Here is a 25286-nt window from a genome sequence, read left to right as displayed (position 1 = left end):
GGTGGACATGAAGCTCTACGCCGCCCCGCTCGATTTCCGCGCCATTGCCGCAGAATTTTCGGTAGCCACCGATTTTCCGGCTGCGGTCACTCACCAGGCCGCCCACGCGCAAGACCGGTATGCCGACTCGCGCCGCGACGCCCGCGATATTCCCTTCGTAACCCTCGATCCCGCCGGCTCCATGGACTTGGATCAGGCGGTTTACCTGGAAAAGCGCGATGGTGGCTACCGCGTCTTTTATGCCATTGCGGATGTCGCCGCCTTTATTGAGCCCGGCAGCGAGCTGGAGCGCGAGTCCTTCCGCCGCGGCCAGACTATTTATCTTCCCGATGCGCCAGCTCGCCTGCACCCGCCCGAGCTTTCCGAAGACCGTGCCTCACTGCTGCCTAAAACCGATAAACCGGCCGTGCTGTGGACCTTTGATCTAGATGACGCCGGTGAGGTGGAGTCTTTCCACGTCGAGCGCGCGCTCATCTACTCCCAGGCCCGCCTGGACTATGAGGGCGCGCACGCGGACTTGGCGGCCGGTAACCTGCACCCGTCTATTGCATTGCTGCCGGAGGTGGGACGATTGCGCCAGGAGTCCTCCCTGCGCCGCGAGGCCATTTCCTTGCGCCTGCCCTCCCAGCGCGTAGTGGAAAATTCTGATGGCACCTTTGAGCTCATTATCGAGCCTCGCTATGAGGTCATGGACTATAACTCGGAGATCTCTCTGCTTGCCGGCATGTGCGCGGGACGCCTCATGCAGGAAGCGGGCGTGGGTTTTCTGCGTACTTTGCCCGCCGCCGAACCGGAGCACGAGCGCCAATTTCGCGCCGAGGCCCAAGCCCTGGGCTTTGCGCTTGGCGATGCCCCCATTCCCCAGTTTCTCCTCACCGTCGACGCCGATTCCCCACGCGGCATGGCAGTCATGCGCGAGGCCCAAAGCCTCCTGCGAGGCGCCGATTATGCGTGGCTAGGAGAACAGGAAGCGCAGGTGCATGCCGGGATAGGCGGCTACTACGCACACGTGACCGCGCCGCTGCGGCGCCTGTCCGATAGGTTTGCAACCGAGGTCTGCCTAGCCCTCTGCGGCGATTACGAGGTCCCCGGCTGGGTGGGGGAGCGCGCCACGGAGGTCATTGGCGCAATGCGTTCTACCTCGCAGCTTGCCTCCCAAGTGGATAAGGCCTGCCTCAACCTCACCGAGGCCACCGTGCTGCGCCCCTGGCTCGGCACCAATTTCCCGGCCACCGTCGTAAGCGGCGATGCAAAGCGGGACAAAGCTCGGATTTTTGTGCCGGAGCCACCAGTCTTCGCCCAATCTGTAGGCGCGCCAGAAACCGGCAGCGAAACCACAGTCTCGCTGGTGACAGCGGATACCGATTCGCGCGAGGTACTCTTTGCGTGGCCTGCTGACTAGCTGGTGAGGCTACTAGCTCTCGCCGCGTGCGGCCTCGCCCGGCTGTAATTCGACTACGAGCAGGCCATCGTCTGCCAAGTCGGCCGCAAAATTATGCGCGCTCTTCGCCGAGACGTAGGCAATAACTGCGTTCGATGTGCCCGCGTGTGCCGAACGCCCCGCTACGGCACCGCGGACCGTGACTAGCTCGGCGAGTTTTTCTGCCGAGTCCAAGCCGTAGATATTGGCCAGGGAGGACTGTGACTGCAAAAGGATGGGGAAGAGCTCCGCGCCGCGATGCGAGCGCAGGAAGCGGGTGAACTTTTCTACCCGCTGGGTTTCTTCCTCATAAAAGGCCATCCACTCGGTGGCGGCGCTGATGCTCGGGTGGCCCTCCTCGCCGTAGACCTTGTGGACGGCCTTGAGCCAATCGAGGACGCGCTGTTGGGCGTCTGGAAGCAAGCGCAGCGAATCGGTGCCAAAGGAATGGCAGGCATCATCAATAAAGCGCTCCCGCTGGCGGATATCGGCGATGGCCTTTTCTTCCTGCGCGGAAAAATCTTCCGGCACCGCCACCGCGAACGCAGCTATCTCGCGACCAACAAGGTGCGGGGCGTGGGTGACAGAACCGTCGGCGTAATCCATGATGCATACGCCCTCACCCGTGCTGCGCAGAGCCGCGCTATGGCGGGCACGCAAAGGCGGCCGCGCACCAAAGGTAGTAACGGCCTGGGTGCATACATCTGCCACCCGAGCCCTTAGCGGCGCATCCAGGTCCGCATCAGCCCCCATGAGTGCCAGCGCTACCGCGACGTCCGCAGCGGCATCCGCACCCAAACCCGCACCTTCCGGAATATCGGAGGCGATAGTGATATCCGCGCCGGCTGTCTCACGAGAGAGCAACTGGCGGTTAATCATCGTGTGGACAATGCCACCTACGCGGGCAGCCAGCCCTCCCTCCGGAGCCGGCGGAATGATTGGCTGGCCCTCTGCATCCGTGGTGGGTTGTTGCGCTGTTGCCAGCTCTGCGAGCGCTTGCAGGCTTATCGAATCATGGGCAGGCTCACCTTCTGCCGGGTGGAAATGTACCGTTACCACGCCATCGGTGCGCGAGCTTACTGCCGCAGCGGCGCGTAGCTTGTCCACGCACATGGCAACAATGCCGCCGAAGTGGTCAATGTGTTCACCAATAAGGGACCACGTTGCCGGCGCGCTAGCGGTATGAGTTGGAGCGCTGCCCGTGAGATCAGTATGTGCTTGGGCGGCGCGCTCGGCTACAGGCTCTGCAGGCGTTGACCACAGTGGCATGGGTGCTAAAGCTCCTTTTCCAGGTTCTGGGACCAGTAGTCTTCGTTGCCACTCGCACGCGGCGGTGCGCTTAAAGCAACGAATGCCCGCCACCTTTTGGTGCGGCGGCGGGGAATACGACATGGAATCGTATAAAAGAAATGTGCTGCCCCACATTCTAGCGGGCATCGCTTAGACGGCGTGGGTAGTGTGGACACAAACCATACCAGCGGCAGCGATCAGCCGGTGCCGCTGGCGCTACGACTGAGAGGATAGTTTTATGAGCGATGCAGACCAGAAGTGGTTCTTCGATCCAGCCACCAAGGAAGTCAGCCAAGGCAAGACCTCTGGCTGGGAAAACCGAATGGGCCCGTATGACACCCGTGAAGAAGCAGAAAACGCTATCGAAATTGCCCACGCCCGCAACGATGCGGCAGATGCCGCAGACAAAGAAGATGACTGGAAGTAAATAACCTCCAGCCATCTTTTTCTACGCCGTGTTTCCCGGTAACTGCCTGGGAAGCGCGGCTACTTTAGTTTCTTACGCAGCGGCTTAAACGCCGCCTTGATGTCTTTGAAAGACTCGGCGTAATCATCCAGCGCCTTCAGCCCGATGGTGCGCTCGCGTTGATAGAGCAGGCCATAGCCAAAGGTATTTTCGCCACGGCGGCGAGCGGAATCTGCCAGTTCGAGCAGCTTATCGCGCGAGGTCACGGAATCTTGGAAATCACCGAGCACCGACTGCATCTGCTTGCAGGCCTTATAGAGACGCTTGGTCTTAAGGTTGGTGGCAGAACCAGCTGCTTCTGCTGCATAACGCAGCTTCTTTGCAGCCTTACGCATATCGTGGAAATAGTCCTCGCGCTCGTGCAGGGACAGCTCCGGGTTATCCCAATTCTCTACGGCCTTCTTATGGCGCTTGACCAGCTTGTTATAGGCCTTTTCAAGGTGCTGCGCCATCACAGTGTCCATGTCCGCGGACTTGTCCTTGGACTTCTTCTCTGGCTTCTTTTTGGCCTTCTCTGCAGCAGCTGCGTTATCCTCGCGGGACTCGGAAGAAGCAGCGCCTTCCTCCGTAGAGGACTGTTCTTCCGTCTGCTCCGCATCATCATTTACCGGAGCGGATTCTTGTTGCTTATCGGCCGTTGGCGGATCCGCGAGCAAGCGGTCGAGCGACTCTAGCAGCTCGAGGTAACGCTCGGAATCAAGGGCGGCGATAACGCGACGGTGCGCACGGCGGTAGGCGGTGCCCATATCCTGCGCAATGTGCTCGCGGGTGGAATCATCCAAGGTGTCAGAATCTTCGGACTCCAACAGCTTCTGCCAGCGCTCTTCAACAACCTCCGCATCGCGAGCAACCCCCAAAATGCCAGCGAGCTCCTTCAGATCGGCTTCAATTTTTTCGATTTCTGGTCCGACCACGATGCCATGGAAGGTCTGAAGGTGGCTGCGCAGCTCGCGGGTAGCTACACGCATCTGATGCACCGAGTCCCACTCATCGCGGCGAACACGTGGATCATAATCAACCAGCTTGTCGCGGTTAGCTTGCAGTGCGGTGATCACGGCGGCGGCAGGGGAATCCGGGTCCACGTCCGGCGATACCAGGGCCGGGGGAAGCGGGGCGTTGGCATAAGAATCACCCAAGGCCGATTTCAGCTTGGATGGGGAAGAAGATACGCGTGCACCGGCACCGATGAGAAGAGAGGTAGCACGGCGAATGAACTGCGTTCCTTCCTCGGTACCAGGTAGCTCACCTGCGAGCTCTACTTCCCATTCGCGCCACGACTGTTGCTCGCCGCCGGGAAGGAAGGAAAAGGCGGTGACATGGTCATCGCAAAACTCTGCCACTGGCTTATTATCGGCATCTGCCAAGACCATCTCGGTGCGCTTGTTGTCTACCTGAGCAATTGGGGTGAGCTCGTTGTGGCGGACAATGGAGCGAACCTGATGGAGCAGCTCGCTAGGAACTTCATAGCGGCCATCGACAGGCTCTCCCAATTCTGCGTGGATTTCGGTACGGCCAGCCTCGCTAGGGATCTTGATATGCCAGCCATCATCATTTCCTCCGGTGCGGCGGCGGAGGGTGACCTTAGCGTGGGTGAGGCGGAGGTCTTCAGTGTCGTAGTAGATGGCCGAAAGTGCGTGGTGGCGCGTGTCTGCGACGTGGTCAACTCCCTCAAGGCGGGTCAGTTCAGGGAGCTGAGTGGACTCGGCTACGGAGAATTTCGCTTCAACTTCGAGAAAAGACTGTGTAGACATTCACGTACCTTCTACTTTCTAGACCTAATCAATCTCATCGGTGATCTTACCTGTAATGACCTCGTTACGGTGCCATACTCTGCCCCCGTTCGCTAGCAGGGAACGGGGGCCAGGAACCGTATCAAACAGGGGAAATTACCGTGTAATTTCTGGAACTGAACCGAGCCCTGAGGCGTCACCTCCCAAGTGAGATTTATCGGCAGCGGCAATGCCATCGTTGATGCCGTGCAGACTGTTCATTGACAGCGACATCTCTGTGAGATTGGAGAAGAGGCGGTTGCGGGTATCGATGGCGTGATCGGTGCGTGCTTGCAAAGCGGGAAGGGTTTGGGTGGCTACAGCCTCTGCATGGTGAGAGCAATACTGAGACTCACGCAGGTTTTCAGCAATTCCGTCCTCATTAGCTTGGGTGAGCAATTCACCGATGCGGGCGGCATAAGACAGGCGGAAGCTGCGGCGATATGCGGCAGTGGAATTGGTAGCGCGGGCGATTTCCGCGCCATCGCCGTTACGCATAAACCAGTCGCATTGGCGGTTGAGGGAGGCAAAGAGGTCGGCGCAATGGGCGGCGTCGGCAGGAGCACCAATCACACAGGCTAGGCCTTTGTCATGGATGAGGAGCGTGGTGCATCCATTGGCGTCAGAAATGGTGCTGAGCAGGGAAGCCTGGTGCTTGATATAGGGCGGGTGGATGTGCACGCGGTGGGAAATGAGATTGGGGAGCTCGGAAGTAAGTAGATCCTCGATGCGATACTTCTGTTGCAAGGACTGCGCCTTAGAAATCAGAACCTCGGCCTCGTCTTCAAAACTAGTGGACTCAGCCTTGCGTAAAAGTCCTAGGACCTTTGCGCGAATTTTGCGTTGTTTATCGCTAAGCCCGTCTTCTCGCAAGGATTCGCCAGAGGCCAAAAGTTCAGTATCGCGCAGCCTAGGCAGGTGAATTAGCGCTTTCATAACGGCGCGCAGCTTATCGCGCGGAATGAAATTTTCGTCCGGCGGTGCCATTTGTAGCCAAGCCTTGCGTAAGGCAGGGGAGGTAATTCGTGCCGGCACATGGGGGCTAGCACGGTAGATAATGGGGTAAGCATGCGGGCCTAAGACGTGCTCTAAATCCGCCGGTGCCCAACCATGTTGCGCGGCGGTGATGAGGCATTCGATTACGTGAGTAGAAAGGTCATCGCAGTGGGTGGTCATAAAACTTCGTCCTTTAAGAGGTGTACGTGTGTTCGCTTGCTTCCTCAGCAAAGCATGCACATCAGTTGGCCCGTGAAGGAAAAGCCCCCGCTTGATACCCCCTAGATACTCTTGCGACCTGCGCATTTCACCCTGGAAAAACTGTCGCATGAACTGCACATCCCTCGGAGGTGAGCCGGTAAGGTCTAAGGCATGAATAGCCAACACGAATTTGTCCTGCGAACCGTTGAGGAACGCGATATCCGCTTTATCCGCCTGTGGTTTACGGATATTTTGGGCGCCCTTAAATCCGTGGTCATGAGCCCATCCGAGCTGGAATCGGCCTTTGAAGAAGGTGTTGGCTTTGATGGTTCTTCCGTGGAAGGGTTCTCCCGTATCTCTGAGTCTGACACCATCGCGTTGCCAGATCCCTCCACCTTCCAGATTCTGCCCTTTGATATGGATGAGCCGGACCTCCAATCGGCCCGCATGTTCTGCGATATCGCGCAGCCGGACGGCCAGCCCTCCATGGTGGATCCGCGCCATATCCTGCGCCGCCAGGTCACCGAGGCCGCCAATGATGGATTTACCTGCATGGCCTCACCAGAAATCGAGTTCTACCTTTTTGAGCGTGGCCGCGAACTCACGGACTTGGTACCGACCGATAATGGTGGTTATTTCGACCAAGCTACGCATGATACCGCCCCGCTTTTCCGTAGGAAGGCGATGCTGGCGCTGGAATCACTGGGAATTGCCACGGAGTTTAGCCATCACGAAACCGCACCGGGGCAGCAAGAAATTGATCTGCGCCATGCGGACGTGTTGACCATGGCTGATAGCATCATGACTTTCCGGCACGTAATCAAACAGGTGGCAACCAACTCCAACGTGCGCGCCACCTTCATGCCCAAGCCTTTCGAGCATCTGCCAGGCTCTGGCATGCACACCCACTTGAGCCTTTTTGAAGGCCAATCTAATGCCTTCCACGATCCGGACGATGAATTTTCCTTGTCGCAGACTGGCCGACAGTTCATCGCCGGAATCCTGGAACACTCCACGGAGATGTCCGCCATTGTTAATCAGTGGACAAATTCCTATAAGCGCCTGATGTTTGGCAACGAGGCACCGGGTTCAGCAACCTGGGGCGTGTCTAATCGCTCTGCGTTGGTCCGCGTGCCCACCTACCGGCTTACTAAGGAAGAATCGCGCCGGGTAGAAATCCGCTCCATTGATGCCTCGATGAACCCCTACCTGGGGTATGCGGTGCTATTGGCAGCAGGTCTGCGAGGCATCCGCGAGGGCTACGAGCTCGATGATCCAGCTGAGGACGATGTCCACCAGCTCACCCGCCGCGAGCGCCGGGCAATGGGCTATAAGGATCTACCCACCAGCTTGGATCAGGCCTTGCGAGAATTTGAAAAATCCGAGTTCATGGCAGAAGTCTTGGGCGAGCACGTCTTTGAGTTCTTCCTGCGCTCCAAGTGGGATGAGTGGCACCACTATCAGAGCCAAATCACCACCTTTGAGCTGCGCAATAACCTGAACTTCTAGGAGAAAAATGCGTCCTGCTGCTGTGCCTTCACCGGCCACACTAGGTCTTACCCGCCCGCATGCTGCGCAAGATATTGAGCAGCTGGGGTGGAAGAATCCGGAATCAGCGGATCTGTTGTGGACCCTCGCTGCCGTGGGTGACCCAGACCTGGCTCTCAATAATCTGATCCGCATCTATGAACAAGCCCCAGAGCTAGATGATGCCGTGCGGTCCAATGAAACTTTGCGCGTGCGCCTTTTTGCCCTACTGGGGGCGTCGACCGCCTTTGGCGATCATCTCGCGGCGCACCCTGAACTGTGGCGAGAATTAGAAAAACCCCTTCCACAGCCCGAAGAGATGCTGCAAAACCTGCTTGGTGCTATCGATGCCCAGCCTGCGGACTTTGTTCACGACGTGGACCGGCCTGATCCGGCGTGCGAGGACTTGAGCGCGGCGGGCACTTACCGCGCCGGTGAGGGGGAGCATAAGCAGGCGCTGCGCACCACCTACCGCACGTTAATGATGCGCATTGCCGCTTGCGATGTGGCCGGTACCTTCCATGCACGCAAGGGCCAGACCACACCCCAGCCGGAGGTAGGATTCCGCCAGATTACGGCGCTGACCACCGCGCTTGCCGACGCCGCCTTAACCGCCTCCCTCGCCTGCGCTGTGCGCACCATCTACGGGGACGAGCCTGTAGACGCGCAACTAGCAGTCATGGCGATGGGAAAGTGCGGCGCGGGGGAGCTGAACTATATCTCTGATGTGGATGTCATTTTCGTCGGCAGTGAGGCAACCCCGCGGGCCATGCGCTTGGCAGCGGAGTTCAATCGCATTGGATCCACCACCTTCTTCGAGGTGGATGCGAACTTACGCCCGGAAGGAAAATCGGGTGCTTTGGTGCGCACTTTGGAATCGCACGTTGCCTACTACAAGCGGTGGGCGGAGACATGGGAATTCCAGGCGCTCCTGAAAGCGCGCGCGATGACCGGTTACCTACCACTGGGCCAGGACTATCTGGATCAGATTCGCCCGATGGTGTGGACGGCCTCCCAGCGCGACTCCTTTGTGGAAGACGTCCAGGCCATGCGCCGCCGCGTGCTGGCTAATGTTCCTGCAGAACTAAAACATCGCGAGCTGAAGCTGGGCGTGGGTGGCCTGCGTGATATTGAATTTGCAGTCCAGCTCTTGCAATTGGTGCACGGGCGTTCCGATGAAACGCTTCGCGCATTATCCACAGTGGATGCGCTGGAGGCATTGGTTTCGGCAGGGTACGTCGGCCGTGAGGACGGCACCCAGCTCATCGAAGCCTATGAATTTTTACGTTTGCTTGAGCACCGATTGCAATTGGAGCGCTTCCGGCGAACGCACACGCTGCCGGAAAGTGATGATGAAGACGGGATGAAGTGGCTAGCACGCATCGCCGGTTTTTATCCGCAGGGCACTCAATCCGCAGCCGAGCGCATGCTTTCGCACCTGCGCCGGATTCGCCTGCGCATCTCCGAGCTGCATTCGCGCCTGTTTTATCGGCCGCTTCTTAATTCTGTGGTCACCATGTCTGCCGATGAGCTGAAGCTCTCGCCCGAGGCGGCCAAGCTGCAGCTGGCCGCGCTGGGGTATAACCACCCGGACCGCGCCTTTGAGCACCTGACTTCTCTGGCGGCAGGAACCTCACGCAAGGCGCGCATCCAGGCGATATTGCTGCCCACCTTGATGGAATGGCTTTCCGATACCGCAGACCCTGACATGGGCCTGCTGAACTATCGCAAACTTTCCGAGGCTGCGAAAGATAGGTCGTGGTTCTTGCGCATGCTGCGCGATGAAGGAATTGTGGGCCAGCGGCTCATGCACATCCTGGGCACGTCACCGTTTACCTCGGATCTGATTATTAGCGCGCCGGATTCGCTAAAGCAGCTTTCCGACGGCGCCACTGGCCCCAAGCTGCTGGAAACCAAGCCCGACCAGGTCTGCAAAGCACTGGTTAATTCCAGCAAGCGCCACGCCGACCCAGATAAGGCGGTGGCGGTGGCTCGCTCGCTGCGCCGGGTAGAGCTTGCCCGCATTGCTAGTGCGGATTTGCTGGGCTTTATGCCAGTCAAGCAGGTGTGTTATGAGCTATCTACCATTTGGGATGCCGTGCTGGAAGCTGCCCTTCGCGCCGAGGTGCGGGCATGGCGCCTAGCCAACGAGGATGCGGAGCCACCAGCGCGCATTGCCGTCATTGGCATGGGCCGGCTGGGAGGCATGGAGCTGGGCTTCGGCTCAGATGCGGACGTGCTCGTTGTAGCAGAACCCGCCGAACAGGATGCTGGCTCTGCTGCGGAAGGGGAGGCAGTAAAGTGGGCCATCGGGATCGTCGATAAGCTCCGGCGCCGCTTGTCTAAACCCTCGGGAGACCCGCCACTGGATGTCGACTTAGGCCTGCGTCCCGAAGGCCGCTCCGGTGCGGTGGCACGCACTATCTCATCCTATGAGCGTTACTACCGCGAATGGGGCGAGTCCTGGGAGCTACAGGCTTTATTGCGTGCGGCCTTCGTTGCTGGGGATAAAGAGGTAGGCGAGCGCTTTATGTCCATGGTGGATATCTTCCGCTATCCAGAAGGCGGCGCCAGCGCATCTACCATTCGCGATATTCGGCGCATGAAGGCACGTGTGGACAATGAGCGCCTACCGCGCGGCGCGGACCGCAATACTCACACCAAGCTTGGCCGCGGTGCGCTAACCGATATTGAATGGACCGTTCAGCTACTGACGATGATGCATGCCCACGAGTACGCCGAACTCCATGATCCGTCTACGCTGCGCGTGCTTGATGCTTTGGAAGAAACCGCTATCCTTTCCGCCGGGCAGGTATCTGACCTGCGCGAAGCCTGGCTAATGGCTACCGACGCGCGCAATGCGCTAGTGCTTGTGCGCGGCAAGCGCGTGGACCAACTGCCTGGACCTGGCCCGCAGCTGGCCCAAGTAGCCGGTGCCGCCGGATGGGCACCGGAAGATAACCAGGAGTTTTTGGAACACTATTTGAAACTAACCCGGCATGCCCGCAAGGTAGTCGATGAAGTCTTTTGGGGCGAGGAGGAATCCTTCGAGCATTCTTAGAGTTGCCCTTGAAAATCCCCGGTGTGAGCACTACGGCCTTACTTTTTGCACTGCCGGACTCTAGAGTGGGATGGGAAAGAGGAAGGACTGGCTAGTTATGTCTTTTAAGCTGCAACTTGATGTGAATAACGCTACGGTGGGCGAGCTATCCGCATTGCTTTCCGCTGCGCGTGCCGCGGGCGTGCGCGACGGCGACGCCCTCCACCTTGATGGCACCACAGTGACCATTGAGGTCTCCACGCCTCGGGAGCACAAGCCCACACCGCCGAGCCCGGAATCAACGCCGCAAAATTCCCGCCAAACCCCTCGCTCATGGGGCCGCGCCGACCGCATAGGGGAGGCCACCATTCGCTCCATCATTGATGCCCTCAATGATCGCGGCGAAAACCCGCGCGGCAATGACTACGGTTCTTTTAGCGATGGCGCTGGTTTCCATGGCTAAAATCAGTGGGGTACACCGCCGCAAACTCATCTATCTATGGGTCTTTGTGGCCGTGGCCGTCATCGTGGCCATCGCAGTAGGGGTATGGGCAACCAACCGCGACAATCCACCCAAAGGGACAATGACCGTGGGCGAGGCCGTGGCCGGTGGCGTAGTCCAAGAAGACGTTCCTGCGCAGGTCAATGGTGCCATTAAGGATGATAATTCCACCGATGCTAACCGGGTGACCTCCCTAGCTAAGGCATTGGGCATTCCCCTAAACTCCGTCCCGCGAGATATTACCCAGACCGAAAACGGTAAGTCTGATGTGCGCGTGTACCTTGAGCGCGAGCTGAGCAGTGCAGTGGAAGCCGGTGACATCAGTGAATCTGATGAAAAGGCGGTCCTCGTGGCCTTTGAACGAGGACTTGTAATGCCGGCTAGCGACGGCATCGTCGCAGAAAGCTACCCGGCGAACTAGCCGGGCTTAACTGCGAACTGGGGATGAAAATTCAGGCAACCCGCAGCCGGGCGGCATGGCCTTGGCAGTAACTCTTCCTAAGGTAAAACATCACAAATTGGTAACGGGCAGGGTGCTCGGTGCCGAAGCCTTTGGAGGAGACTATGACTTTCAAGTCCACGCTATCGACCGCGGTGGGAGTAATCGCCGCCATCGCCATCCCCATCACCGGTGGGGTAGGAGTGGCCTATGCCGTCAATACCGTGCCGGCCGATACCATCGCCCAATCACTTCCCACTGGTGAACTGGCCGGCCACCTGAAAAACTTTGGTGCGGAAGCTACACGTGAAGACGCGCTGCGCATATTGGATGAGCTGAATTAGTCTAGAGGCCATGCTGATTGATGCCCTAAGCCTGAAATTTAAGCCCGATGACTACAGGGCAAAGCTGTCGGTTTTCGATTACTTGGCCGACCTAGGAAGCTTTAAGCTGCGGAGGCCGGTAACCGTCTTCGTGGGGGAAAACGGCATTGGTAAATCTAGTTTGCTCGCCGGTGTGGCCAGTGATTTGGGCTGCTCTCCCGAAGGCGGACGGATGGACGATCCCGATGAAATCGTTCCCCGCAGCCCCATTCGCTGCGTCACGGATAAAGTCATCCAACGCGCCTATTTCCTACGCGCTGAAAAACACGAGTATCTGATTGCACGCGGAGATTCATCAGACGAACGCGCAGGCCGCTCCACCTTGTCCCAGAATGTAGATTTATCTCGCCGCTCGCACGGACAATCCGTCTTCGACATGCTCTATGAGCACATCAATGGCCAAGGCGTATATGTCCTTGATGAGCCAGAATCGGGACTTTCCGTTATCCGGCAGCTGGCCCTAGTGGGGGAAATAGCCCAAGCGGTTGACCGCGGCGCGCAGATAATCATCGCCACGCACTCGCCAATTCTTTTGGCCTGCCCGGGGGCAGACATTGTGGAACTAAACGATACTGGCTTTGAACGCATCGCCTTCGATGAGGCGGAAGCCGTGGCGGCTACCCGTGAGCTTTTAGCGGATCCTGAAGGAACCATCCGCTTTATTGTCAACCCCGAGTAACCAAGCTCTGGCCTTTAAGAAACCTCCACGATGGTAACAGAAGGCCCATCCTCGCCAGCGCGGCGCCGCAGGAAGTGGGTGACTACCACACCAATCATGCCGACCACCCACACGGCTAGCACCGCCGCGGAGGCTGCAGTGAAATCCGGCATGGAGTAGTTAGGGGCAGCAGAGGAATGGTCCAGCACCATGCCGAAGAGCTGAGCGCCCAGCATGCCGGAGGTAAACCCGCCCATATTGCCCAGGCCCGTAGCAGTGGCCACCACGGATCGATCCATGCGCTCGCGCACGATATCGAAGCCATAGTTAGCCGTCGGCGTGCAGAGCGCGGTAACGAAGGACACCACCAAAATCGCGGCCAGACCACTGTCGGTGCCGAAGGTAAAGAAAATGAGCCAGGTCAGAACGTGGACCGCTACAAAACCCAGGCTGAGCCACGGGCGAATATGCTGTGCGCGGGAGGAAATCTTGCCGTGCAATGGGCCGACGAGGACCAAAAATACCGCCAACAAGGTAAGCACCAGGCTGGACTTCGCCTTGGATAGCTCCATTCCTTGGGTCATCATGGGCATTCCCCAGAGCATGACAAAGACGATGAGCGGGAGCATACCGATGTAGTGAATGAAGTAGGCCTGCCATGCCACTGGGGAGCGGAATACTTTCTTCAGGCGCGCCGGGATGCTGGTGGCCTGAGAGTTGGGCGGTTCTTTTTCCGTGGGGATAATGCCCAGCTTTTCCGGTGAATCTGCCACCGCCACAATCGCGGCGATGGCCACGAGAATGCCCACCGCACCAAGGGTAACGAAGGCGGCGGTCCAGCCGGCTGCGCCCAGCAACCACAAGAAAGGCACTGCGGAGATGAATTGGCCCATTTGCCCGAGCGACGAGGTCACCTGGGTAAACATAGGCGTGCGGTGCAGCGGGAACCAATAGGGAAGGATGCGCATCACGGAGAGAAACGCCGTGGCATCGCCCGCGCCAATAAGTATGCGGGCAGCGATGGCTACGCCGTAGCTCGTGGTAAAACCCAGCACAACCTGACCGATGCCCATGATGACGGCGCCGACTACCAGGAGCAGGCGTGGGCCAAATTTATCGATCAATATGCCGGTAGGAATTTGGGCTAGGGCATACACGCCCAGCTGCACGGAGGTAAAGACCGCGATACGGCCGGCATCAACATCGAAGCGCTCAATAGCGTCCAGGCCGGCCACGCCAAAAGAGGTACGGCCAGTAATCGCTACGAGGTAGACCGCCATGGCGGCCACCCAAATGCCTAAAGCTTGAGTGGTAATGACTTCTCTGGGATTCGGCTGCGACATGGCTGATACCTTACGCCTTAACTACTAAGATTCTTTTGTGTGAAGTATATTTCGACCCGCGATACCGCCCGTCAGCCCGCATCTTTTACGGATATTCTCCTTGGCGGGCTTGCCCCCGATGGAGGTTTGTACCTGCCAGAGAGCTACCCGCAGTTGGATTTCGACACTTTAGATTCATGGCGCACGCTCCTTGCGGATGAAGGCTATGCGGCACTCGCGGCCGAGGTGCTCAAGCTTTTCATTGACGATATTCCGGCGCAAGATATCGAGGATATCGCTGCCCGGGCCTATACCAGCCCCAAGTTTGCAGACCCAGAGATCGTCCCCGTTACCGAACTGGGAGAGGGCCTTTTTATCGGGCACCTTTCTGAAGGACCTACTGCGGCATTTAAAGACATGGCCATGCAGCTTTTGGGGGAGCTTTTTGAATATGAGCTCGCCCGCCGCGGCGAGACGCTGAATATTTTGGGCGCCACCTCTGGTGATACGGGTTCTTCAGCAGAGTATGCGATGCGAGGTCGCCAGGGCATTCGCGTTTTTATGCTCACCCCGGCCGGCCGCATGACGGCCTTCCAGCAGGCACAGATGTTTGGCCTGGATGACCCGAATATCTTCAATATCGCCCTTGATGGCGTCTTTGATGATTGCCAGGATGTGGTCAAGGCGGTCTCGGGAGATGCCGACTTTAAGTCCACCTACCGTATCGGTGCGGTCAATTCCATTAACTGGGCGCGGCTTATGGCCCAGGTGGTCTACTACATCTCCTGCTGGCTGAAGGTCACCGACAATGCCGAGCAGAAGGTTTCCTTCAGCGTTCCTACCGGCAACTTTGGCGATATCTGCGCCGGCCACATCGCCCGCCAGATGGGGCTTCCCATCGATCGCCTCATCGTGGCTACCAATGAAAATGACGTGCTAGATGAGTTTTTCCGCACAGGAAACTACCGTCCGCGCCCTGCCGCAGAAACCGTGGCTACGTCTTCGCCGTCGATGGATATCTCGCGTGCCTCTAATTTTGAGCGGTTTGTGTTCGACTTGCTCGGCCGCGATGCAGCCCAAGCAGCGGAGCTTTTTGGCACGAAGGTCAAAGAGGGCGGTTTCAGCCTCAACCAAGAGAAGATCGCCGCAGCCGGTCAAGAGTACGGATTCCTATCCGGCTCCTCCACCCACGCCGATCGCCTCGCCACCATCAAAGACGTGCACGAGCGTTTCAACTACCTGGTGGATCCGCACACGGCCGATGGCATTAAGGTCGCCCGCGGGGCGCAGCGCGAAGGCGTGGAGACGCCCATCGTATGCTTGGAGACTGCACTGCCGGTGAAGTTTGCAGAGACCATCACAGAGGCCATTGGCTCTGCCCCCGAGCCGCCTGAGCGTTTTGCTGGCATTCTCGATACTGAGCGGCATGTTAAGGACTTGCCCAATGATGCTGCGGTGGTCAAGGATTACATCACCACGTCGATTCAGAAAACGGAGGTTTAGCTCATGGCCCTAGAAAATTTTGCCGGCCCGGAACACTACACCGAGTTTGACCCAGAAAAGTTCATCCGCGATCTCAAGGCCCAGGCGGAGATGGCTAAGGATGAAGACGCTAAGGACGACGCCGGGGATGCGGGCGCGGATAGCAACTAGCGTTGGTGCAGTCTGCACGGCCGTGCTCCTCGCGGCCTGCAGCCCGATTCGGGGTGGGGAAGAACCAAGTTTTTCTGCCCTGTCTTATAAAAACCTCATTCCTAATGAGGTCTATTCCCCGGCCGTGGCGCCTATCGCGCCGGGCACGGCTCTTGAGCTCTCCGGCGATGACCCGCAGCCGGGTGCTTATTTCCAGTACCACTCTTGTACGGCGGCATGGTCATTTACGCTTGCCGACGCCCGCACCATCGCCGTTACCGCCGGCCATTGCGGCAAACCTCACGATAAGGTCTGGGCTGGCTCTGCCGACGGTGAGTTCAAATATCCCGCCGAGCCCATTGGTGAGGTCATTTATTCTGATATCTACGCCGAAAAGAGTTATGACCTCGACGTAGCTTTTATCGAAATCACCGGCAGTGCTGATTACTATATCCCCGGGGAAGTAGACAATACCGTCGCCACCTCCCTGGCTCATCTGCCGCAGAAGGTGTGCAAGCTGGGCGTGGTTACTAATGAGACGTGTGGATCGCTATCCCATGATGCGGAAATTGCGCAGCTTACCTGGCAGGACCGCCAGTGGGATTCGCTTGCTGCACGGGCACATGTGTGCAGTACCAATGGCGATTCGGGCGGGCCGGTCTATGGCGAGGTAGAAGGCAAACAGACCATCGTGGGCGTGGTCTCCGGAACGACGCAATCCCTCGAAGAAGGGCGCTCCTGCGAGAACACACAGACGGATATGGAGCTGACTTTCACCTTGGCTACCGATATTCAACGGCTTGCCAAAAAGGTGTTGGGCCCGATGGCCTAGATCGGCGGCACTGGTCTACCCTAGGTGGCATGCCGACTCCAGATTTCATTGTTCAGCTGCGCGAAAAGATTGGTCACGATCAGATCTTCGTGCCGGCCTGTAGCGCCATTCTCCTCCGCGATGTACCCGCAGATGCCGCATTGTGGGAGGTTCCTTCCGTGCTCCTAGTCAAGCGCTCCGATAATGGTGTGTGGACACCGGTGGAAGGAATCTGTGAGCCGGGCGAGGAAATTACCACCACTGCGCTGCGAGAGGTCAAAGAAGAAGTCGGACTCGAGGCCAAGGTGGAAGCGCTTTTGGGCGTAGGGCAAACCGGCCCAGTGACCTATCCCAATGGCGATGAGTGCACCTTCATGGGAACGGCGCTGCGTGTATCGGTAGCAGAGGGCGCAGAGCCGGTCATCAGTGATGAAGAAAATACCGAGGCGGATTGGTTCTCGGTGGCGAAGCTTCCCGATAGCGTTTCGCGCCGCCACCGCCTCATGATTGCTGACGCAGTAGCCCAGATGAAACATCCCCGCGGCTTTGTTCCACGTATGGGCTGGATGAAGCGCAGCGAGCAACCAGGGCTTTAGGTCGGCTTTGTTGCGGCGTCGGCAAGCAGCTTGCACAGATGCTGCGGATTGCGGGTGGCGATGAGGTCTTGTGCAATGCAGTCGCGCGCCGTGGCGATGTCTTCTTTATCGCCGCAGGCAATCACCGCAGTATTAATGGTGATGAGGACCTTGCCCTGTCGCGCCAACTCATAGAAAAGCGGGCAATCATCTGCACTCCAGCGCCATGCTGTGGCGTAGAAGTCCCGTGCGCCTTGGCCCAGCCACGACGTCTCCAAGAGCAGGTGCTCGCCGTAGAGATAGATGCCGTTTCGCTGCACGCCGGCGAGTACCTGTCTTACTGCAGTCAGGTCCGCGCATTCCCAAGCGATGAAGGTGATGGGGGAGGAACTATACATCAGCGGCGACCGTTGCGGCGCTTCCCACCTTCAAAGCTGGCATCTCGCATAGCGGTTGCTCCTTTTATTGGCCTGTAGTGATAAGTGGCTCTTCAGGGCCTGTTTGCTTTTTGCCTTCCCATACCCAGCTCAGGAAGCGGGTGGAGCACAGCATCCAGTGCGCGGTGAGGAGAACCGGGATGGTGAGCGCAATGGCGTCGATAAGCTCGGAGCCATTGACCAATGCCAGCTGGTGGCCGCCCATGCTGACGGTTCCCGGCGGGAAGGTGCACGACCACCAGGCAGGGGAATAGGGGACCCACCGAGCTACATTGGGATAGAAGGTAAACATCGCGTAGATGGATAGCGGAATGGCGATGATGAGGGCAGTCAGGCCGTAATAGATGGATACCGGGCCGGGGAAAAGAATCTGCATAGCCGTGGTGGACTGGCCTACCACGCCTAGTGGTACCCAGGCAGTGGCTGATTTCGCGCCGGTAAAATCCACCTTCCCGTGCCATGCGGCCCAGTACACGCGAGCAAAGGTCGGCACCGCCGTTACCAGGGACATGAAGAAAAATATCGTGCCCATTACGTGGTAGAACTGGCCGTAATCGTGAGCCAGCCAACCAGAAACCGAGGCCGAAATCATGGGGCCAACCAGTGGCAGGCCCCAGGTGAACTTCGGCTCGCCATCAAAGCGTGTGAGCTGGATAGCCCACGTGATAACCGTAATTGGGCCACCGATCCAAAAGCCTATGAGGCGGAAAGTAGGAATGTCCGTGAGCCCGGAAAGCGCGGCGCCGAGCGCCAAGATTCCGATGAAAAACATCGACCATTCCGCCATTGTGGTGCGCTCGAAGCTGGGATGGCGGTAGCGCAAGAAACCCGCGGTGAGGACGACAAAGATGACGCACGCAATGGCGGCAAAAATGCCGGCCAGGATCATCATGCCTTCTTCCACGAGTAGGCGCGAAACGATGGAGGTGCCCATGAGGCTGCCTCCCCACGCGGGGCCAGGGGCTGGGAGTTGGCGGAATCTATCAGTCACACCCACATGTTAATTTCTTTCGGTCGGGTTATCAGAATTTTGCTCTCGTTTGGGCTGGTGAGAACTCTCGCTAAGTATGGATTTAGGGGCGGGGGTCAAGCCTAGATCATCTTGTGGCATCGATCGCATCTCGCGGGGTCGGCTTAGAAAAAGCAAGTCCCGACACCCACTGAAGGTCTCGGGACTGAGCTTTGTAGGCGCGTGCCCTTTCGTCCCCTATAGGACGCTGGCTAGCGCAGCTTTAGCAATCGAAATACATCTCAAATTCCTGCGGGGTCGGGCGCAGGCGAACGGGGTTAATCTCGTTCTCGTATTTGTAGTTGATGTAGGTCTCGATGAGATCCTCGGTGAAAACATCGCCTTCGGTGAGGAAGTCCATGTCCTCCTGCAGGGCCTTGAGGGAAGCCTCGAGGGAGGTCGGGGCCTGCGGGATGGATTCAGCTTCTGCAGGCGGCAGCTCGTAGAGGTCCTTATCTACCGGAGCGTGTGGCTCGATGCGGTTCTTTACGCCGTCGATGCCGGCCATCATCATGGCGGCAAAGCCCAAGTACGGGTTGCCGGATGGGTCCGGAGCGCGGAATTCGATGCGCTTAGCCTTCGGGTTGGAACCGGTAATCGGGATACGGATTGCAGCGGAGCGATTGCGCTGGGAGTAGACCAGGTTAATCGGAGCTTCGAAGCCTGGGACCAGACGGTGATAGGAGTTCAGCGTTGGGTTGGTGAACGCAAGCACAGCACCAGCGTGGTGGAGGATGCCGCCAATATAGTAGCGGGCGATATCGGAAAGACCTGCGTAGCCGGCTTCATCGTGGAACAGCGGCTTGCCGTCCTTCCACAGGGACATGTGGGCGTGCATGCCGGAACCATTATCGCCAGCCAACGGCTTGGGCATGAAGGTGGCGGTCTTGCCCCACTGCGCTGCGGTCTGCTTGACCACGTACTTGAAGGTCTGAATGTCATCGCCCGCGTGCAACATGGAATTGAAGCGGTAGTTGATTTCGTTCTGGCCGGCGCCCACCTCGTGGTGGAAGCGCTCGATGTGGAAGCCTACCTTTTGCAGGTTTTCCACCATGGCGTCGCGCACTTCACCGTGCTTGTCATACGGCGCGGTGGGGAAGTAGCCGCCCTTCAGGCGGGTCTTGTAGCCGGTGTTCGGGGTGCCGTCGAAGTTGGTTTCGCTATCGCGGTTCCACCAACCTTCATCGGAATCAACCTCGTAAAAGCCGTGCTGGACGTCGGTGCCAAAGCGTACGGAGTCAAAGAGGTAGAACTCGGCCTCAGCGCCAAAGTTGCAGGTATCGGCGATGCCGGTGGACTGCAGGTACTCTTCCGCCTTGCGCGCGATGTTGCGCGGGTCGCGGGAGAACGGTTCAAAGGTAAATGGGTCGTGGACGAAGAACTTGATATTCAGGGTCTTGGCCGTGCGGAACGGATCAATATGCGCGGTGGCTGGATCCGGCAGCAGGGTCATATCGGACTCATCGATGGTGGTGAATCCGCGGATAGAGGAGCCGTCGAAAGCGAGGCCGCTTTCGGCATCTTCTACGGTGAACTCTTCTGCTGGGATGGAAAAGTGGTGCTCGGTGCCTGGGACGTCCGTAAAACGGATATCGACGAATTTTACGTCCTCGTCCTGAATAAATTGGACGATGTCCTGCACTGTCTCGAAAGACACGTTTGTCTCCTCGTTGTTGACCGGTGAATTGTCTCTCTATAGCCTACTAGGTTCTCGCCTTAGGCATCGCGATTCCCCTCGTTTCACATCTCACTTTCCGCCCGCTAGATTGGTGAGCATGGCAGATAAGCGTACGTGGCTCGACGGTCCAAATATTCCGGGCGAATACGATGATATGGAAGGCCCCGGTCGCTGGCCGGGAGAAAAGCTGGGTCTTCCGGAGTCCGGACCGGGGTCACTAGCTTCCGTTGGCCGCCGCGCCGGCGCTGTGGCGATTGACTGGATCGTGTGCATGCTCATCGCCAACCTGATCCACATGTTCACCACGGAACTCGGCGGTGTGGCTTTCTTGGGCTACGCCCTCTGGGTCATCATGGGCATCGTGTGTGGTTGGCTCTTTGCTCGCACCCCCGGCATGCTGCTGTTGGGTATGGGCGTGGCGCGACTCGACGTCCCCGGCGCCCGCGTGGGCCTATGGCGCGCGGCGTTGCGCACGGTGCTCACCGGTGTGCTGTTCCCAGCAGCCATGGTTGATGCGGATGGACGCGGAATGCATGACCGCGCCACCGGTACCATCGTTATTCGCTCCTAAGTCGCCCGGATTTTCCGGGCAAGAGAAAATCCCTGCCACACCTCATATGGTGCGGCAGGGATTCGCTTTAGGCGCCCTACTTATTCTTTTTGCGCTGCTGGGCGCGGCGCATGCGGCGGTTCATGCCGGCCATGTTCTGCGCCTGGTGGGGCATTGGACCCTTGGGCATGCCCGGGGTGGTGCCCGGCATGGAATCCATGGCTTCGATTCGGCGGATGTTTTCATAGGTCTCGTTCTTATTGAAGTTGCGCGGCAGCTTCATGACCTTATTGCGCAGCTTGGATACGGGGACCTCGTCCTCGCCGTTGCCTACGAAGATCTCGTAGATGGGAACGCCGCCGGCGATCTTGTCTACGCGCTTCTTAAGCTGGTTGAGGGTAGGGCGCACGCGATTCTTATTGCCCTCGCACACGAAGATGACGCCGGCATTGCCGATGACGCGGTGGATAAGATCCTGCTGGCGGGTGGCGGCCACGCCGGTTTTGACGGACCAGACGATGCCCACGGTATTGCGCAGCTGCTGCTCGAGTGCCCAGCCCGCAACACCCGGCTGGTCTTCCACGCGCTTGTACATATCGCGCTCAAGGCGGCGGGTAAATAGGAACATTGCGAGCAGCGCGCCGATGCCCAAGCCCAGGATGAGCATGAACCACTGGCCGTTGAAAAGCGAGCCGATCAGGAAGAAGAGCAAGCCCATGCCCAGGAAGGCGCCCAGCATGATGGGGATAAGCGCCTTATCCTGCTTGCGCTGCATATTAAATGCTTGCCACATTTGGGACCAGGTTTGCTTACGCTGCTGGCGCTTGGCCGCGCGTTCTTGCTTCTTTGCAGCCTTTAGTGCTGCCTTGTCATCTTTCGCCATGGCTCCTACTTTAAAGGTCAATGGGCATGAATGTTAAAACGGCCCACGCGGAAAGCGCAGGCCGTTATGAAAACGTGTGGTTTAGCGGACGGTGGCCGCCGCCGAATTCGCATTAGCCGGAGCCTTGGCCATGCGGGTGGTCACGGGTGTTTCTTCCGATGGGCCGTATTTCTCCAGCAGGGTGGAGGCCTCTTGGGCGGTAGCACCCTGGGAGGTTTCCGCCAAATGCTTGAGGTTTTCCGGCAGCTCGAAGCCGCGCTTTTCCATGGCCTGCACGTAGAGACGGCCGGCGCGGTAGGACGAGCGCACCAGTGGGCCGGACATGACGCCGCCGAAGCCGAGCTCCTTTGCCAGCTTGGAGTGAGCCACAAACTCCTCTGGGCGCACCCAGCGCTCAATCGGGTGGAAGCGCGGGCCGGGGCGCAGGTACTGGGTGATGGTGATGATATCGCAGCCAGCAGAGCGCAGGTCACGTAAAGCTTCCTCGACCTCTTCCTCGGTCTCGCCCATGCCCAAAATCAGGTTGGACTTGGTAATGAGGCCATAATCATGTGCCTGGCGGATGACGTCCAAGGAGCGCTCGTAGCGGAAGGCCGGGCGGATGCGCTTAAAGATGCGCGGCACGGTCTCCAGGTTGTGCGCGAAGACCTCCGGCTTGGCCTCGAAGACCTCCTCCAGCAGGTCTGGCTTGCCAGAGAAATCCGGGGTGAGGTTTTCCACGCCGGTGTGGGGGTTAAGCTCGTGAATCTTGCGCACGACCTCGGCGTAGAGCCATGCACCCTCATCGGGGAGATCATCGCGGGTAACACCGGTAATGGTGGTGTAGTTAAGGTCCATTTCCCGGATATTTTCGGCTACGCGGCGCGGTTCATCGCGGTCTAGTTCTTCCGGCTTGCCGGTGGCAATATCGCAGAAGTCGCAGCGGCGGGTGCACTTATCGCCACCGATGAGGAAGGTAGCCTCGCGGGATTCCCAGCACTCGTGGATATTCGGGCAACCTGCCTCCTGGCACACGGTGTGCAGGGAGGCCCCAGCCACGCGGGACTTCATGTCCTCATAGCCCGGGCCAGTGCGAACCTGGTTGCGGATCCAGCGTGGCTTTTGTTCGATGGGTGACTCCGCATTCTTCTTTTCAATGCGGAGCATCTTGCGTCCTTCAGGCTTAACAGTCACAAAAACTCACTTTATCGGTTGATGGTGGTGATGGCTAATAGCTCTTCTAGGTATAAGTCGCCGCGGTCACATCCTATTCCGCGCCAGCCCCAAACTAGGGTTCTTGCCGCGCTTGCCGACGCCTCTGTCTAGCCCTTTCATTCGCTAACTTCGTGGGATCAGGGGCTGAGCCAAAGGTGTGGTCGGCGACAATGAGGCGGCCCGAGAGGGCGTCATCAAGCGCCTGCAAAAGCGGTTGGGTGGCATCCTCGAGGCTGACCTGGCGTCCGAGCTCCAGCGATAGGGTGGTGACATCGGCGTCATCGATGCCACATGCCACGATGTGGTCGTAGTATTCCAGCGTATTGCAGCAGTTAAGCGCCAAACCGTGCATGGTCACCCCGCGAGTAATGCGGATTCCAAGAGCGGCAATCTTGCGGTCACGCTTTGGAGCGGAGGGATCCTTGGCTTCGGTAGTGGAAGGAACCCACACGCCCGAGCGGCCATCGATGCGCCCGGCGGTGGTTACCCCCATCTGGCGGACCGTCTGGATGGTGGCCTCCTCGAGGCGGCGGACATAGTCGACGACGTCGACGGGCTCGGCCAATTTGATAATGGAGTAGATGACCAGCTGGCCTTCGCCATGCCAGGTGATGCGCCCGCCACGGTCAACGGTGATAACGGGCAGACCGTTATCTGGCATATCTTCCGGTTGGGTGCGCTTGCCGGCGGTATAGATATTGGGGTGTTCGACTACGAGCACCACATCGTCTTGTTCCCCCTTGGCGCGCGCGGCTGCTACCTCGGCCTGGTAGTCCCAGGCCTCCTGGTAGTCCATCCGGCCCAAGAAACGGACCTCTAGTGGTTTATCGGAGGCGCGGATAGAGCGCTCGGCGGGGAAGAAAGGATCGCGTGGTGCAGTCATAGCCAAAAGTTTCCTCTGGTGCGGTGGGCAAAGCAAAGCGGGAGGGTGCGCGTGGCACACCCTCCCGCGTGGGGTCGAATTAATCTAGGCCGTTGGCGGATGCATAAGCGGCAGCATCCATGAGCTCGCCGGCCTCATCAACCTCAACCTCGAAGAGCCAGCCCTCGCCGAACGGGTCGTTGTTGATGACAGCGTAGTCGTCGTGCACATCCTCGTTGACGGCCTTTACGGTGCCGGTGACAGGGGAGTAGAGGTCAGAGACGGACTTCGTGGATTCGACCTCGCCACAAGACTCGCCGGCGGTAACGGTATCGCCTACCTCCGGCAGTTCGGCGAAGACGACCTCACCGAGGCGGTCAGCAGCCACGGAAGTAATGCCGATGCGCACGGTAGCGCCAGCAACAGCATCGGCGGCAGCGTTGACCCACTCGTGGTCTTCGGAGTAGGAGAAATCTTGAGGAAGGTTAGCCATGGTGATGTAGTCCTTTCGGGCTGGTTGAAGGATGCTTACTTATCGCGCTTATAGAACGGCAACGCGGTTACTTCAAAAGGATAGCGCTTACCGCGAATCTCCACCTCTACAGCGGAGCCGGGCTCGAGGTTCGCGCTGGTATCCAGCAGCGCGATGGCCACTGGGTGTCCCAGAGTGGGGGAAGGCTGGCCGGAGGTGACCGTGCCTACCTTCTCATCGCCCACGAATACCTCGGCACCGGCACGCGCTGCGCGGCGCTGCTCGGAGGTGAGACCGGCGATCGCTACCTGCGGGCCTTCTGCGGCGCGCTGGCGGATGACCTCGGAGCCGACGAAATCGGCTTCCTTTTTGGCAAAGGCACGGGCCATGCCCGCCTCTACCGGGGTGATGTCGCGGGAGAGCTCGTTGCCGTAAAGAGGCATGCCGGCCTCGAGGCGCAGGGAATCGCGGGCGGCGAGGCCGCACGGCTTGAGGTCGTATTCTGCACCGGCCTTGAGCAGCTCTTCCCACAGCTGCGCGGCATCGGAGTTGTACACAATGAGCTCGAAGCCATCCTCACCGGTGTAGCCGGTGCGCGCGATGATGGCGAAGGTGCGCGCCACCTTACCCATGGTGGCGGCGTAATAGCCGAGGTTATAGACCTCGTCCTGCTTATTGTCTTCCACCAATGGGACGAGGATTTCTGCGGCCTTAGGGCCCTGGACGGCGATCATGGCCACGTCACGGGATTCGTTCTTCAAGGTGACATCGAAGCCCTCGGCGCGCTTGTTGAGCTCGTCCCACACGGTATCGGCGTTGCCGGCATTCGGGACGACGAGGAATTTATCTTCCTCAAAGCGGTAGGTGATGAGGTCATCGATGATGCCGCCGTCCTCGGCGGTGATCATGGAGTACTTGGCCTTGCCCACCTTGAGGGGCTCAAAGTTGGAGATGAAGGCATAAGACAAGAACTTGCCGGCATCAGCGCCGTTGACCCAGATTTCGCCCATATGAGACAGGTCAAAGAGACCAGCGCTGTTGCGTACGGCGCGGTGCTCGTCTAGCTCGTTCTGGTACTTCAGCGGCATGTTCCATGGGCCGAAGGCCGTAAAGGTGGCGCCGAGTTTCTCGTGCTCGGCATTGAGTGGGGAGGTAAGTAGTTCGGTCATG

At 58.7% G+C, this 25286-nt stretch carries 25 protein-coding genes; 13 read left to right on the top strand and 12 right to left on the bottom strand.

The window, feature by feature from the left end; genetic code table 11:
- Positions 1-7: 7 nt before the first annotated feature.
- The gene (locus MHK05_RS02020; protein WP_239204450.1) at positions 8-1402 is read left to right on the top strand and encodes a ribonuclease catalytic domain-containing protein; all 1395 of its coding nucleotides are present in this window, start codon (positions 8-10) and stop codon (positions 1400-1402) included.
- Positions 1403-1414: 12 nt separating this feature from the next.
- Here the strand turns inward: MHK05_RS02020 and MHK05_RS02015 are convergent, their stop codons facing one another.
- On the bottom strand, positions 1415-2689 hold the full coding sequence (locus tag MHK05_RS02015) for a galactokinase family protein (RefSeq protein ID WP_239204448.1): 1275 nt from the start codon (positions 2687-2689) through the stop codon (positions 1415-1417).
- A 259-nt stretch (positions 2690-2948) separates the two neighbouring features.
- Between MHK05_RS02015 and MHK05_RS02010 the strand changes: the two genes are divergently transcribed.
- Positions 2949-3137: a hypothetical protein gene (locus MHK05_RS02010; RefSeq protein ID WP_049361312.1), complete on the top strand. Its 189-nt coding sequence runs from the start codon at positions 2949-2951 to the stop codon at positions 3135-3137.
- A 59-nt stretch (positions 3138-3196) separates the two neighbouring features.
- Here the strand turns inward: MHK05_RS02010 and MHK05_RS02005 are convergent, their stop codons facing one another.
- Both MHK05_RS02005 and MHK05_RS02000 read right to left on the bottom strand, forming a co-directional pair.
- Positions 3197-4927 (bottom strand): CYTH and CHAD domain-containing protein, encoded by a 1731-nt coding sequence (locus MHK05_RS02005; protein WP_086587349.1) that lies wholly within the window; start codon positions 4925-4927, stop codon positions 3197-3199.
- Positions 4928-5062: 135 nt separating this feature from the next.
- Complete coding sequence (locus MHK05_RS02000) at positions 5063-6121, bottom strand: DUF2786 domain-containing protein (RefSeq protein WP_239204446.1); 1059 nt, start codon at positions 6119-6121, stop codon at positions 5063-5065.
- A gap of 192 nt (positions 6122-6313) precedes the next feature.
- Here MHK05_RS02000 and MHK05_RS01995 point away from each other — a divergent pair, with 192 nt between their 5' ends.
- The 6 genes from MHK05_RS01995 to MHK05_RS01970 all read left to right on the top strand — a co-directional run bounded on the left by MHK05_RS01995 (position 6314) and on the right by MHK05_RS01970 (position 12712).
- Positions 6314-7651, top strand: a complete 1338-nt coding sequence (locus MHK05_RS01995; protein ID WP_239204439.1) for a glutamine synthetase family protein — start codon at positions 6314-6316, stop codon at positions 7649-7651.
- Between the two features lie 7 nt (positions 7652-7658).
- Positions 7659-10730, top strand: coding sequence for a bifunctional [glutamine synthetase] adenylyltransferase/[glutamine synthetase]-adenylyl-L-tyrosine phosphorylase (locus MHK05_RS01990; protein WP_239204437.1), 3072 nt, complete (start codon positions 7659-7661; stop codon positions 10728-10730).
- 97 nt (positions 10731-10827) lie between these two features.
- The gene (locus MHK05_RS01985) at positions 10828-11172 is read left to right on the top strand and encodes a Cgl2226 family protein (protein ID WP_239204435.1); all 345 of its coding nucleotides are present in this window, start codon (positions 10828-10830) and stop codon (positions 11170-11172) included.
- Positions 11165-11632, top strand: a complete 468-nt coding sequence (locus MHK05_RS01980; protein ID WP_239204433.1) for a hypothetical protein — start codon at positions 11165-11167, stop codon at positions 11630-11632. Before MHK05_RS01985 ends, MHK05_RS01980 begins: the two co-directional genes overlap by 8 nt.
- A gap of 143 nt (positions 11633-11775) precedes the next feature.
- Positions 11776-11994: a hypothetical protein gene (locus tag MHK05_RS01975; protein ID WP_023021145.1), complete on the top strand. Its 219-nt coding sequence runs from the start codon at positions 11776-11778 to the stop codon at positions 11992-11994.
- Between the two features lie 10 nt (positions 11995-12004).
- A complete protein-coding gene (locus tag MHK05_RS01970) occupies positions 12005-12712 on the top strand; it encodes an AAA family ATPase (protein ID WP_239204431.1) in 708 nt (235 codons plus the stop codon).
- 14 nt (positions 12713-12726) lie between these two features.
- Here the strand turns inward: MHK05_RS01970 and MHK05_RS01965 are convergent, their stop codons facing one another.
- Positions 12727-14034, bottom strand: coding sequence for an MFS transporter (locus MHK05_RS01965; protein ID WP_049361303.1), 1308 nt, complete (start codon positions 14032-14034; stop codon positions 12727-12729).
- 39 nt (positions 14035-14073) lie between these two features.
- On the opposite strand from MHK05_RS01965, the gene thrC reads away from it, so the two are divergent.
- The 4 genes from thrC to MHK05_RS01945 are packed head-to-tail and all read left to right on the top strand — an operon-like array spanning position 14074 to position 17052.
- On the top strand, positions 14074-15516 hold the full coding sequence (thrC, locus tag MHK05_RS01960) for a threonine synthase (protein ID WP_239204429.1): 1443 nt from the start codon (positions 14074-14076) through the stop codon (positions 15514-15516).
- 3 nt (positions 15517-15519) lie between these two features.
- Entirely contained in the window at positions 15520-15666 is a 147-nt protein-coding gene (locus MHK05_RS01955; protein ID WP_023021149.1) for a hypothetical protein, read from the top strand.
- A gap of 22 nt (positions 15667-15688) precedes the next feature.
- Positions 15689-16477, top strand: a complete 789-nt coding sequence (locus MHK05_RS01950; RefSeq protein ID WP_239204427.1) for a trypsin-like serine protease — start codon at positions 15689-15691, stop codon at positions 16475-16477.
- 29 nt (positions 16478-16506) lie between these two features.
- The gene (locus MHK05_RS01945; RefSeq protein WP_239204425.1) at positions 16507-17052 is read left to right on the top strand and encodes an NUDIX hydrolase; all 546 of its coding nucleotides are present in this window, start codon (positions 16507-16509) and stop codon (positions 17050-17052) included.
- Here the strand turns inward: MHK05_RS01945 and MHK05_RS01940 are convergent.
- From MHK05_RS01940 to glnA, 3 genes are all read right to left on the bottom strand, one after another.
- Positions 17049-17429, bottom strand: a complete 381-nt coding sequence (locus MHK05_RS01940; protein ID WP_239204423.1) for a hypothetical protein — start codon at positions 17427-17429, stop codon at positions 17049-17051. The genes MHK05_RS01945 and MHK05_RS01940 overlap by 4 nt on opposite strands.
- Before the next feature lie 64 nt (positions 17430-17493).
- Entirely contained in the window at positions 17494-18459 is a 966-nt protein-coding gene (locus MHK05_RS01935) for a TDT family transporter (protein ID WP_200288844.1), read from the bottom strand.
- A 241-nt stretch (positions 18460-18700) separates the two neighbouring features.
- On the bottom strand, positions 18701-20134 hold the full coding sequence (glnA, locus tag MHK05_RS01930; protein ID WP_023021154.1) for a type I glutamate--ammonia ligase: 1434 nt from the start codon (positions 20132-20134) through the stop codon (positions 18701-18703).
- A 118-nt stretch (positions 20135-20252) separates the two neighbouring features.
- Here glnA and MHK05_RS01925 point away from each other — a divergent pair, with 118 nt between their 5' ends.
- Positions 20253-20726, top strand: coding sequence for an RDD family protein (locus MHK05_RS01925; RefSeq protein ID WP_023021155.1), 474 nt, complete (start codon positions 20253-20255; stop codon positions 20724-20726).
- Positions 20727-20802: 76 nt separating this feature from the next.
- Here MHK05_RS01925 and MHK05_RS01920 read toward each other — a convergent pair whose 3' ends face one another.
- The 5 genes from MHK05_RS01920 to gcvT all read right to left on the bottom strand — a co-directional run bounded on the left by MHK05_RS01920 (position 20803) and on the right by gcvT (position 25285).
- Positions 20803-21588, bottom strand: a complete 786-nt coding sequence (locus MHK05_RS01920) for a DUF4191 domain-containing protein (RefSeq protein ID WP_239204421.1) — start codon at positions 21586-21588, stop codon at positions 20803-20805.
- Positions 21589-21669: 81 nt separating this feature from the next.
- Positions 21670-22734, bottom strand: coding sequence for a lipoyl synthase (gene lipA / locus MHK05_RS01915; RefSeq protein ID WP_023021157.1), 1065 nt, complete (start codon positions 22732-22734; stop codon positions 21670-21672).
- Positions 22735-22855: 121 nt separating this feature from the next.
- Positions 22856-23665, bottom strand: a complete 810-nt coding sequence (lipB, locus tag MHK05_RS01910; protein WP_239204419.1) for a lipoyl(octanoyl) transferase LipB — start codon at positions 23663-23665, stop codon at positions 22856-22858.
- Positions 23666-23744: 79 nt separating this feature from the next.
- The gene (gene gcvH, locus MHK05_RS01905; protein WP_023021159.1) at positions 23745-24137 is read right to left on the bottom strand and encodes a glycine cleavage system protein GcvH; all 393 of its coding nucleotides are present in this window, start codon (positions 24135-24137) and stop codon (positions 23745-23747) included.
- 35 nt (positions 24138-24172) lie between these two features.
- A complete protein-coding gene (gene gcvT / locus MHK05_RS01900) occupies positions 24173-25285 on the bottom strand; it encodes a glycine cleavage system aminomethyltransferase GcvT (protein ID WP_239204417.1) in 1113 nt (370 codons plus the stop codon).
- Between the last annotated feature and the right edge of the window lies 1 nt (position 25286).

It is taken from the genome of Corynebacterium nasorum, assembly GCF_022347325.1.
GTDB lineage: Bacteria > Actinomycetota > Actinomycetes > Mycobacteriales > Mycobacteriaceae > Corynebacterium > Corynebacterium kefirresidentii.
The sequence above is the reverse complement of the archived record's forward strand: the minus strand, read 5'-3'. Positions and strand labels throughout refer to the sequence as shown.

Excerpts from the sequence above, each read along its gene's own strand:
- MHK05_RS02020 (WP_239204450.1), top strand. The coding sequence starts at position 8 with ATGAAGCTCTACGCCGCCCCGCTCGATTTCCGCGCCATTGCCGCAGAA.
- MHK05_RS02015 (WP_239204448.1), bottom strand. The coding sequence starts at position 2,689 with ATGCCACTGTGGTCAACGCCTGCAGAGCCTGTAGCCGAGCGCGCCGCC.
- MHK05_RS02010 (WP_049361312.1), top strand. The coding sequence starts at position 2,949 with ATGAGCGATGCAGACCAGAAGTGGTTCTTCGATCCAGCCACCAAGGAA.
- MHK05_RS02005 (WP_086587349.1), bottom strand. The coding sequence starts at position 4,927 with ATGTCTACACAGTCTTTTCTCGAAGTTGAAGCGAAATTCTCCGTAGCC.
- MHK05_RS02000 (WP_239204446.1), bottom strand. The coding sequence starts at position 6,121 with ATGACCACCCACTGCGATGACCTTTCTACTCACGTAATCGAATGCCTC.
- MHK05_RS01995 (WP_239204439.1), top strand. The coding sequence starts at position 6,314 with ATGAATAGCCAACACGAATTTGTCCTGCGAACCGTTGAGGAACGCGAT.
- MHK05_RS01990 (WP_239204437.1), top strand. The coding sequence starts at position 7,659 with ATGCGTCCTGCTGCTGTGCCTTCACCGGCCACACTAGGTCTTACCCGC.
- MHK05_RS01985 (WP_239204435.1), top strand. The coding sequence starts at position 10,828 with ATGTCTTTTAAGCTGCAACTTGATGTGAATAACGCTACGGTGGGCGAG.
- MHK05_RS01980 (WP_239204433.1), top strand. The coding sequence starts at position 11,165 with ATGGCTAAAATCAGTGGGGTACACCGCCGCAAACTCATCTATCTATGG.
- MHK05_RS01975 (WP_023021145.1), top strand. The coding sequence starts at position 11,776 with ATGACTTTCAAGTCCACGCTATCGACCGCGGTGGGAGTAATCGCCGCC.
- MHK05_RS01970 (WP_239204431.1), top strand. The coding sequence starts at position 12,005 with ATGCTGATTGATGCCCTAAGCCTGAAATTTAAGCCCGATGACTACAGG.
- MHK05_RS01965 (WP_049361303.1), bottom strand. The coding sequence starts at position 14,034 with ATGTCGCAGCCGAATCCCAGAGAAGTCATTACCACTCAAGCTTTAGGC.
- MHK05_RS01955 (WP_023021149.1), top strand. The coding sequence starts at position 15,520 with ATGGCCCTAGAAAATTTTGCCGGCCCGGAACACTACACCGAGTTTGAC.
- MHK05_RS01945 (WP_239204425.1), top strand. The coding sequence starts at position 16,507 with ATGCCGACTCCAGATTTCATTGTTCAGCTGCGCGAAAAGATTGGTCAC.
- MHK05_RS01940 (WP_239204423.1), bottom strand. The coding sequence starts at position 17,429 with ATGTATAGTTCCTCCCCCATCACCTTCATCGCTTGGGAATGCGCGGAC.
- MHK05_RS01925 (WP_023021155.1), top strand. The coding sequence starts at position 20,253 with ATGGCAGATAAGCGTACGTGGCTCGACGGTCCAAATATTCCGGGCGAA.
- MHK05_RS01920 (WP_239204421.1), bottom strand. The coding sequence starts at position 21,588 with ATGGCGAAAGATGACAAGGCAGCACTAAAGGCTGCAAAGAAGCAAGAA.
- lipA (WP_023021157.1), bottom strand. The coding sequence starts at position 22,734 with ATGCTCCGCATTGAAAAGAAGAATGCGGAGTCACCCATCGAACAAAAG.
- lipB (WP_239204419.1), bottom strand. The coding sequence starts at position 23,665 with ATGACTGCACCACGCGATCCTTTCTTCCCCGCCGAGCGCTCTATCCGC.
- gcvH (WP_023021159.1), bottom strand. The coding sequence starts at position 24,137 with ATGGCTAACCTTCCTCAAGATTTCTCCTACTCCGAAGACCACGAGTGG.
- gcvT (WP_239204417.1), bottom strand. The coding sequence starts at position 25,285 with ATGACCGAACTACTTACCTCCCCACTCAATGCCGAGCACGAGAAACTC.